Raw genomic sequence first — 9,965 nt, forward strand, 5'->3', positions numbered from 1 at the left:
GCAATTATTTCTAACTTAGGGCCATGTTTTGTTCAATTGACGCAGGTAACTCCAATATAGTCTTCGCCTTTTATGATGAGGTAAAGCAGCATTGGATTCATGAATTTCGGGTAAAAACCTCCAAGAGACTTACGGTTTTGAGTTTAGAGAAAAGCATTCATCTATTTTTCCTTGAAAATGAGATCAAAATCGATGAGATTACAGGCGTGGGGATTTCATCTGTCGTCCCTGAAGTCAATCAGGTACTGCAACAATTTTGTGTAGAGTACTTAGGTAAATCCTGCTTTTTAATTGGTCCTGAATCCTATCGCTTACTTTCGGTGAAGACCGCTCGCCCAAGCGAAATAGGTTCAGATTTGATGTGTAATGCCTATGCTGCATTTGAGCGCATGGCAGGACCGTGTATTGTGGTTGATTTTGGAACAGCTTTAACCTTTACAGTTATTGGTGAGGATGGACAGATTTTAGGAGTCAATATTGCTCCGGGATTAAAAACAGCCATAAAATCCTTATTTTCTAACACTGCCAAATTACCCGAAGTCGAACTGACCTTGCCAAAATCCCTGCTGGGAAAAGATACAGTGCATGCCATTCAAGCCGGGGTATTATATGGCTATGTGGGCCTGGTGAAGGAAATGCTCAAAGGCATTCAACTCGAATTGGGTTATCGCTGTCATATCATTGCTACAGGAGGACTGTCTTCTATATTGACTTCCTTGCAGCAGGAATTCGATTTAGTAGACCGTTACTTAACGGTAGAGGGTGTTCGGTTGGTAACCTTAGCTAATCAGGAGAGAAAAGTGATCAAATAAGTCGGATCGGGACAAATTTGCTTGAATTTCTCCTGATCTCTATGCGAACAAACACCAGGAAAATCACCCCAATTTCCCAACATGTCCCACATCAATTGAAAATGCAGGTGCGGTGGCCAATCGCCATTTTCAGGAAATGGTCCTATACGAGCAAACTTTTCCCCTGCCTTAAGCACCTGCCCTACTTCAATGCCTTTCAAATCATCTAAACACAAGTGTCCATACAAAGAAAACAGGGATTGGCCATCGATTTTGTGTTCCAAGATGACAGTAGGTCCATAATTTCCAAAACCTGCATTGTCCTGAAAGCTGTGGATAACTCCATCTAAGGGAGCAAAAAGAGGGGTGAAAGCCGCAGCCCAAATATCAATTCCCATGTGGATATCTCTGAAATCAGCAGCATCCGTAGCAAATACCAAGCTTCTGCTATAAATAGCCCGATGTTCAAAGTAGCCCCCTATCCCAAATTCTTTGCCTTGTTGTCTAAGTAAATCAAATACATAGTCATCAAAAACCTTAGTATTCGATAAGTCAACTCGTTTCAACGCTTCATTTTTAGGAGAAAAATCCATTTCCGCCGTATTTTCTAAGGTAAGCTGTTTCCCAAGCACAGGAAATACGGTTGTATTAGACAGAAATTGTTCAATTGGTGGATACTGCATGGGTTCAAAATTAACCGAAGAAGCATTCTAAGCGTAGCCTTTTCTGTAAAATTTTACCTTCAACATATTTCCATATCAGTCGAATGCAAGTAATTTGTAACTTCAAGCATTAATTGAACCCTATGAAATTTCCAAGTTTGGCCGATATACAAGCGGCGCATGAACGCATTCAGCCATTTATTCACAATACACCTCTACTAAAATCAGAGGCAATTAATGAAATCGCAGGTTGTGAGATTTTCTTCAAATGTGAAAACTTTCAAAAAGTTGGAGCTTTCAAGGCAAGAGGTGCGGCGAATGCAGTGATGAAATTAACTCCCGAACAAAAAGCCCATGGAGTAGCAACCCATTCCTCAGGCAATCACGCAGCAGCATTGGCTAGAGCCGCTTCTGTTGCGGGTATTCCTGCTTACATCGTGATGCCTTCCAATGCACCTGAAATCAAGAAAAAAGCCGTGAAAGGATATGGGGGTGAAATTATTGAGTGTGAACCTAATTTGATGGCCCGTGAGACAACTTTACAGGCTGTTGTCGAAAAAACAGGAGCTACATTTATTCCCCCATACGATTATTTTGATGTGATAGAGGGGCAAGCTACTTGTGTCCTAGAAATGTGGAAAGAAGATATTCCATTCGATACCATTATGGCACCTGTCGGTGGTGGAGGATTGCTCGGAGGTACTGCACTGACAACCAAGTATATCTCACCTCAGACAAAAGTGATTGCCGGAGAACCTGCTGGTGCAGACGATGCTTACCGCTCTTTTCAAGCAAAGGAATTAATCCCAATGGTAAGTCCCAAAACCATTTCTGACGGCTTATTGACATCCTTAGGGAAAATTAATTTTGCCATCATCATGGAGTATGTAGACGATATTTTGATAGTCGATGATGCCGAAATTATCGAAGCTATGCGCTTGATTTATGAGCGTATGAAAATTGTCATCGAACCAAGTTGTGCCGTGCCATTAGCTGCTTTGCTTAAAAACAAAGCACGATTTACGGGTCAAAAAGTCGGAATTATATTGTCTGGTGGTAATGTAGATTTGGCCAAACTCCCATTTAAATAATAAGAGCGCAGAATTCTGCGCTCTTATTATTTTGTGTTCAATTTAATTTTTTACAATTAGACGGTTTGAAGAATATGCTCGTGAATGCCATCCCAAAGCACTTTACGTACTTTTAGCGCTTCTATAGCAGCGTTGGTTGTTTCTTCCCACTTGATTGGATCATCTCCACAAAGGTCTTCCAACATTCGCATAGCTAAAGGGCCGTGATGGTCTTCGTCCAAGTGAATATGTCTGTCAAAATAGTATTCTAAGGTTTGTAGCTGCTCAGGTTTGGTACTGATAAGGTCATTGACCAATTTTCGGAACATATCCGGAATAAGGTCTTCTCTTCCCAAGGTAAATGATGCTGCAATTTCGTGTGCTTTCCCATTTTCCACCAAGGCATAGTTGGTTAAGAGAAACTCTTTGGTACTTTCAGGGATCTCCATCCACATCAATAAGGCTCTGAAATCCTTTCCAAAATCCAAATCAGTGATAAGGCGCTCGATTTTTTGAGTATCCGCACCTGCCTCCTTCATCGCCATTAAATACAATTCGAAGTGACTGCAATAACCTCCCTTTCCATCTTCATCAGACTCCTCAGCTAGTACGATATCATTGATCAATCGTGTTACTAACGGATTGCCGGATGGTCTCCAAGGCAAGCTGCTGCCAGTTAATTTCAACTGTAAGGCTTTCAATAAGGTCATAAAATCCCATACTGCATATACATGCTGTTCCATGAAAAGCTGGAAATCTTCCAAGGTTTTCATATCCTGATAGATAGGGTGGGTCAACAATTCCTCACGGTAAGGCGCAATGGCCTGCATCAAGTTCTCAATATTCGGATTCATATTTCAATGGGTAATTCCAGTTGTAAACTTGAATTACGAAAAAATGATTTCCAAAGGATGAGACTTTAGGCACATTTTTCAAAAAATTGAAATAAACGGTATCACTTTTATAATAGAACGCATGATTAACTGATAAGTTTCAGCTAAAGTTCGACCCCTTTGGGGTCGGAAGCTTTGAAAAACAACAACTTAAAGACCACGGGTTGAAACCCGGGGTAATTGATGGTGTTAATTCTTTAAGCATCTGAAATCAAATACCTTGTAATTTTGTGTTTTTAGCTTTAAAATCATAGGTGCCTTTTCCTAAAATCCTCGAAAATTTAAAAGAATAATTTTATGATTTACACGCCACCAATATATCGCCGATAGGCATATATCCACTTATATCGCGCAAGCATAACTTGTCCGCCGTGGCGGATTTCACTCTCGACTGCTCAATATCTCTCGTTTCAATAAATTTCTAAACTCTCCTCTCTCGCCTCTCACAAAACAGCATCCGCCTCGATTTCAACCAAATACTCATCTCCAACCAATTTTGCTTCTACCAACGTATTAGCAGGCTGAATATGGCCAAATTTTTTCCCATGTGCCCGTGCAGCGGCCTCCCAATCCTGAATGGAATTGACAAAAATTCTGGTCCGGACTACATCTTCCAATTTGCCTCCTAAGGACTCAATAGCAGCTTCGATTTTGTCCAAAACAAAAGCTGCCTGTGCCCCTGCGTCAGAGCCTCCAATAAGTAGGGACCCGTGTGTAGCAGTCGTACCTGATACGGCTATGGTGTTTCCTTTTCTTACAGCTCTGCAATATCCTGCCATCGGCTCCCAAGGAGTGCCGCTAAATACTTTCAAAGATTGATTAGGGCCCTCTACAGCTTCAAAAGTTTTGGGAATGTATTCTAAGTGGTGACTCAAATCTCCTGAGGCTGTCAAAAATGGAGGTCTTCTGTACTCATCCCCACAATCACCAGGAATTGGCTTCAGCAACTCCCTCGCTGTGGATAAGTCACGTTTGTCAACTGCATCCAGTTCAAATTCAAACAGCCTTAAAGTATCATCTATATGTGCACTCTCACCCAATCTAGCACCAATAATCACCCCAGCCACATAAGGTCTATCCAAGATGTATTTGGTAGCTATATTTGCGATCGATGCTTGGTGTTTTTTCGCTACTTCATGCAAAATATCTAAGGCTTGCTGAAACGCCTGCCAACCTCCAGCCGCATCAATGAATCGCTTATATTTCATCTGCGACCAAGTTCCAGAAGTGGATAAGTCTGGTTCGGGACTATTTAGCCATTTATTGCTTAAAAATCCACCAGCCAAAGTTCCGTAAGCCAATAATTTAACTCCGTAGGTATTGCAAACTGTGGATATTTCCAGAGAGGCTCTATCATCTATAAACGAGTGAGAAACCTGATTACTAACCAGTGGAATACCTGACGCACAAGCAATGCGCAGGTGTGCAGCATCAAAATTTGTGACACCTAGTTGCCCTATCAAACCTTCTTCTTTTAATTCTTTCAACCAAAACAATTGGTCCAACCACACCGGATCTAAATAATTCCAAGCATGGTATTGAAGCAAGGGAATTTGCTCCACTTGCATGCGTTCACAGGCTAATAAAACAGCTGCCTTAGTTTCCTCAAAACTTGATTTTCCTGGTTTGGGTACCCATTTGGTTAAAAATACCGCGTTTTTTCCTAAGGGATGCTTTTGTCGGAATTTTCCAGCAATAATTTCGGATGAACCGTAATGATCTGCCATATCAAACGTAGTTAGTCCCGACTCGAGATAGGGGGCCATATGAAGACTTGTGATCAGTGGATCCAATGTTTTGCCGTCTCGCTCTAAGTCGGCAATCTGCCAAAGTCCTGTCAAGGCTCTGGAAATGGTCAGTCCTGGGGCTAAATCTGTATATAAGTTCTGCATACTCAAAATTTATACTTTTTTAAGGTTCTTAAAATTAAGGAAGAATATCAAAGAGGCAAGTGCCATTACCAACAACCACACATAAGTAGAATGAAAATACCAGGCTCCAACAGTAGCATTTAAATCTTTGTAGGTGTGGATAACTAGGAAAAACCCAATAATCAAAACACCTGCACAAGCGATAACTTTGCGTGTGGATAACTTTTTTCCTAAGAGAAGCTTCTCGGATAATTCAGGATTGATGCTATCAATGGAAGCTAGGGTCAAACATATTAATAGGAAATTCACCATCATGGAGGTGACCATGATATCAATACCCAAAAAGAAATTGCCTGCAAAGTGGCTACCCAACACCCCCACACTGGCAACAATACCACTCAGAATCAACGCTGCATAAGGAGTTTGATTGGAAGAATGTATGCTGGAAAGCGTTTTAGGGAAAATACCATCTTCTGCCCAAGCAAATACCAAGCGTGATACAGACAAAAGCATGGCCGGTAGATCATTGATTAAGGCTATTGCTGCTCCTGCCACAATGATAATGATCAAATAATCAGGAAGTAAAGGTGCCAGTAAGCCAGGGGCAGTAATATCCCGTAGACTTGCTTCCTGAGCCACATATTCCCAAGGAACCGTGTTGTAAACAGCCATAGTGAACAGCACATAATACAAGCCCACTATCCCTATCGTCAAGGCAATAGCTAAGGGTAAATTTTTACCCGGATTTCTAGCTTCTCCACCTGCTTGGGCAATTGAGTCAAACCCAATAAAACTAGCAAATAACAGTGCACCAGCAGATAAAAATGTGGATAAGTTAATCGAATGGGTCTGTTCCAAAAAAGCTTGAGCACCTGATTTATCCACAATTGCTTGGGTAAAGTCCTTCTGATTGAAGTAGAAACCCGAAAAAATCACCACTGCTCCCATTCCAAACATTAGGACCATCAAGGGAATAATTGACTTTTCATAGGATTGAAGGCCTCGGATATTTACCCCAACGTAGATCCAAATCAGCAACAGCGCCAAACCAACTCGAACTATACCTGTCTCCAACAACGATGCTACCTCCATCCATTGCAAGGCCTCTGCTATATCTCTCAGAAAGGGAATAGTCACATAAGCAACAACACCAATCACAATCGACAAACCAAACCATTGGGAAAAAGAGGCCACAAAGCCCCAATAGGGACTTAAGCCCCTACTGGCATAAATATAACTACCCCCTGCTTTGGGCATCGCCGTAGCTAGTGCTGCATAGGCATAAGCTGCAAATAAAGCCGGAATCGCTGCAAACAAAAATGCTGGTAGTACCCATGCCCCAATTCCCGGAACATGCTTTTGTATCATAAACGGAACCACATTGATGGAAGCCCCGAGCATGGAACAGACACCTGTGGCCACAAGCCCTGTTAATCCTAATTGTCTTTGAAGAGATTGTTGGTTCATTCGTTGAACGATTGGATAAACAAAGTCATCAAAATTTACATGAAATCAAAAATGCCCTAAATTTTTTTTTGCCTGAAAGTTTCTGTAATTTTCGAACTAGTTTATTGTCAAAAAACCCAAATTGATTTCATTTCAGCCTCTTTGTGAGGGATTCAGCCTATGAAAGTTTCTGCCGAGCAACCTTTTGAGATTGTTTATTCCCTTTTTAGCCATGAGTATTTAGGTCTCTTGTTTGAATCGTTTGCTGTGCAATTAGATGAAAAAGGCCGCTTATCCTATGCATATCAAAATATCTCTCATGTCAATGCCAAGGAATTTGCAGCCGGTTTGGATGATATGGATTATAAGCTAATCAAATGGATGGATGACATGCAGCAAGATGCGGTAGTTAAGAAGTTCAACACCAAAAAATTAAAAGCAAAAGAATTTCTTCGCAAAATCTATGATCCCAAAACTGAAAACAAGATCATCCAAGAGCAAATTGAAATCAAACTGGAGCATATCCGAGCAAAAATTTTAGAACACCTGCCCGGTAAACGCTTGTTTGAAATGGGAAATGATGGCTACCCAACATGGAAGGAAATAGAAATTTTACCTGATAAAGCTTCTGTTTTATTTCACTTCCGCAGAAATGAGGACAACACGCATTATTTTCCAACCATCAAGTATGGAGGGCAAAAATTAGAGTGGCAATATAAAAATGCGTATCTGATCTGCCATGAACCTGCGTGGCTAGTACTCAACGGTCAACTTTTTCACTTCGAAAAAAATGTAGATGGACATAAACTGAAACCATTTTTAAACAAAAAGTTTATTGTGATTCCCAAATCTGTGGAAGAACAATATTATAAAAAATTCGTCAAGCAATTAGTAGCTTCTTTTGATGTGTATGCAGTTGGCTTTGATATCAAAGTAGAACGCTCCCAACCAGTTCCATTTTTATGCCTTTCCGAATTGGCTTCTACACCAAAAAAAGATTTATTTGGAAATGATGTAGGAGAATCCGAAGAAGACCGAATAGTTTTTGATTTACAATTCAACTACGGAGATTATACCTTTCGTGCAGAAAATAAGGTAAGCACCAATGTAGAAGTTGAAAAAATTGGTGACAATTATATTTTTCACAAAGTAATTCGTGACCTTTCCAAAGAAAAGTACTACACAGATTTTTTGGATAAATTGGGCCTTAATGTAAAAAATGGACGGATTTCACAAGCAAAATCAATAGGCTTTGGATGGATCAATGCCAATAAATCTGTCATTGAGGACTTAGGAATTTCTATTAAGCAAGCAGTCAATGCCCAAGGAAAACGCTATTTCATCGGTTATGCGCATATTTCTGTAGAGGTCAGAGAGAATATTGATTGGTTTGATGTGCATGCATTAATCAAGTTTGGGCCATTCTCCATACCTTTCCAAAAAATCCGAAAAACACTACTTCAAGGAAAAACGGAATTCGAATTGCCTAACGGAGAAATCGCAGTAATTCCTCACAGCTGGTTTGTTAACTATTCCGAAATGTTTGCTTTCATGGAAGACGCACCATCTGAAGGTGAAGAAAACAAGCTTATTCTGAAAAAGCACCACATTTCCCTAGCGCAACAGTTGCAGGAAAATAACCTTGTTCAGCTAACGCTTAGTAGGAAACTGGAAAAATTGAAAGATTTCAGTCAAATTGAGGACTATCCCCTTTCGCCCTATTTCAAAGGAGAATTGAGACCATATCAAAAGGCTGGATATAATTGGCTTCGCTTTTTGAATGAATACAAATTTGGTGGATGCTTAGCAGATGATATGGGTTTGGGTAAGACGGTTCAGACCTTGGCGCTCTTAGCCCATGAAAAAGAGCAAAACGAAGGCAGTACTTCCTTGTTGGTGATGCCGACTTCCCTGATTTATAACTGGGAATTGGAAGCCAAGAAATTTGCCCCAAAACTCAAGATCCTTACCTATACTGGAACACAGCGAATCAAAGATAGCAAGCGCTTTGCGCAATATGATTTGGTGCTCACTTCCTATGGAATTACGCGTATGGATGTGGATATCTTAAAAGAGTTTTATTTCAATTACATCATCTTAGATGAATCTCAAGCGATCAAAAATCCTGGAAGCATAATCTCAAGAGCTGTCAATGAATTGCATTGCAGGCAAAAATTAATCCTTACTGGCACACCAGTAGAAAATGGGACCATGGATTTATGGTCACAGATGAATTTCATCAATCAGGGACTCTTAGGAAGTCAGGGTACCTTCAAGAAGCAATTTCTGCTCCCTATCGAAAAACATTACGATGTGGAAAAGGCAGGAAAGCTACATGCGATCATCAAGCCATTTATTTTGAGAAGGTTGAAGTCTCAAGTGGCGACTGATCTCCCAGAAAAAGTTATTAACATCAAATATGCCACGATGACTCCCGAACAAGAGGAGGCATATGAGGAAGTCAAAAGCTACTACCGGGAGAAGATTGTATCAGAGTTGGGTCTACCAGGACTGAAAAACCAGCAGTTTACCTTACTTCGAGGCTTAACCCAATTAAGACAAATAGCCAATCACCCAAAATTAACCAACAAAGCATACGAGGGGGACTCTGGAAAACTGGAAAATATCATCCACATGGTGCGAGAGACAGCATCAGAGGGACATAAGGTGTTGATATTTAGCCAATTTGTACGGCACTTGGCTATTGTGAGGGAGTTTTTGGACCAAGAAAATATCAAATATGCCTATTTGGATGGGATGACCAAAGATCGACAAGGACAAGTGCGAGCATTCCAAGAAGATGATTCGGTCAAGATATTTTTGATTTCACTCAAAGCTGGTGGAGTTGGACTTAACTTAACCAAAGCAGAATATGTGTTTCTATTGGATCCTTGGTGGAATCCTGCTGTAGAAGCCCAAGCCATCGATAGAGCGCACCGAATCGGTCAGGAAAATAAAGTGATTATCTATAAATTCATCACAAGAAACACTGTTGAAGAAAAAATTATGGCCCTTCAAGAACGGAAAATGGCTTTGGCTGACGGCTTGATCAGTACAGAAGAAAGCTTTATGAAGAGTCTGAGCAAGGAGGATATTGAGGCTTTATTGGAGTAAACAATGTATATTTAAACACTAGTGTCCGACTAAAGTCGGCCATTAGTGAAAATTGTTTGAAAGGAATAAATATAGCTACTCTTTCTGTTATGAATGAAAAGTAAGCCCCTATGTTGGA

Annotated in this window: 7 protein-coding genes; 3 read left to right on the top strand and 4 right to left on the bottom strand. The window is 40.6% G+C overall.

What is annotated here, in order from left to right; all coding sequences use genetic code 11:
- Positions 1-23 precede the first annotated feature (23 nt).
- Positions 24-812 carry a type III pantothenate kinase gene (locus IE080_RS10525; RefSeq protein ID WP_189581836.1) on the top strand — a complete coding sequence of 263 codons (789 nt, stop codon included), beginning with the start codon at positions 24-26 and terminating at the stop codon, positions 810-812.
- On the opposite strand, the gene IE080_RS10530 is transcribed toward IE080_RS10525, so the two are convergent.
- Positions 788-1,474 (bottom strand): peptidoglycan DD-metalloendopeptidase family protein, encoded by a 687-nt coding sequence (locus IE080_RS10530; protein WP_229800581.1) that lies wholly within the window; start codon positions 1,472-1,474, stop codon positions 788-790. The genes IE080_RS10525 and IE080_RS10530 overlap by 25 nt on opposite strands.
- A 122-nt stretch (positions 1,475-1,596) precedes the next feature.
- On the opposite strand from IE080_RS10530, the gene IE080_RS10535 reads away from it, so the two are divergent.
- A complete protein-coding gene (locus IE080_RS10535) occupies positions 1,597-2,544 on the top strand; it encodes a pyridoxal-phosphate dependent enzyme (RefSeq protein WP_189581839.1) in 948 nt (315 codons plus the stop codon).
- Positions 2,545-2,600: 56 nt separating this feature from the next.
- On the opposite strand, the gene IE080_RS10540 is transcribed toward IE080_RS10535, so the two are convergent.
- The 3 genes from IE080_RS10540 to IE080_RS10550 form a co-directional block, all read right to left on the bottom strand.
- Positions 2,601-3,377, bottom strand: coding sequence for a DUF3050 domain-containing protein (locus tag IE080_RS10540; protein ID WP_189581842.1), 777 nt, complete (start codon positions 3,375-3,377; stop codon positions 2,601-2,603).
- 482 nt (positions 3,378-3,859) lie between these two features.
- Positions 3,860-5,308, bottom strand: a complete 1,449-nt coding sequence (locus IE080_RS10545; RefSeq protein ID WP_189581847.1) for an aldo/keto reductase — start codon at positions 5,306-5,308, stop codon at positions 3,860-3,862.
- Between the two features lie 9 nt (positions 5,309-5,317).
- Positions 5,318-6,754: an APC family permease gene (locus IE080_RS10550; RefSeq protein ID WP_189581850.1), complete on the bottom strand. Its 1,437-nt coding sequence runs from the start codon at positions 6,752-6,754 to the stop codon at positions 5,318-5,320.
- A 159-nt stretch (positions 6,755-6,913) separates the two neighbouring features.
- Here IE080_RS10550 and IE080_RS10555 point away from each other — a divergent pair, with 159 nt between their 5' ends.
- The gene (locus IE080_RS10555) at positions 6,914-9,847 is read left to right on the top strand and encodes a DEAD/DEAH box helicase (protein WP_189581853.1); all 2,934 of its coding nucleotides are present in this window, start codon (positions 6,914-6,916) and stop codon (positions 9,845-9,847) included.
- Positions 9,848-9,965: the final 118 nt, after the last annotated feature.

The sequence above is a fragment of the Mongoliitalea lutea genome (assembly GCF_014652135.1).
GTDB lineage: Bacteria > Bacteroidota > Bacteroidia > Cytophagales > Cyclobacteriaceae > Mongoliitalea > Mongoliitalea lutea.

What these genes read in the sequence shown, in the direction of transcription:
- IE080_RS10525 (WP_189581836.1), top strand. Translation starts at nt 24, where the DNA reads ATGTTTTGTTCAATTGACGCAGGTAACTCCAATATAGTCTTCGCCTTT.
- IE080_RS10530 (WP_229800581.1), bottom strand. Translation starts at nt 1,474, where the DNA reads ATGCAGTATCCACCAATTGAACAATTTCTGTCTAATACAACCGTATTT.
- IE080_RS10535 (WP_189581839.1), top strand. Translation starts at nt 1,597, where the DNA reads ATGAAATTTCCAAGTTTGGCCGATATACAAGCGGCGCATGAACGCATT.
- IE080_RS10540 (WP_189581842.1), bottom strand. Translation starts at nt 3,377, where the DNA reads ATGAATCCGAATATTGAGAACTTGATGCAGGCCATTGCGCCTTACCGT.
- IE080_RS10545 (WP_189581847.1), bottom strand. Translation starts at nt 5,308, where the DNA reads ATGCAGAACTTATATACAGATTTAGCCCCAGGACTGACCATTTCCAGA.
- IE080_RS10550 (WP_189581850.1), bottom strand. Translation starts at nt 6,754, where the DNA reads ATGAACCAACAATCTCTTCAAAGACAATTAGGATTAACAGGGCTTGTG.
- IE080_RS10555 (WP_189581853.1), top strand. Translation starts at nt 6,914, where the DNA reads ATGAAAGTTTCTGCCGAGCAACCTTTTGAGATTGTTTATTCCCTTTTT.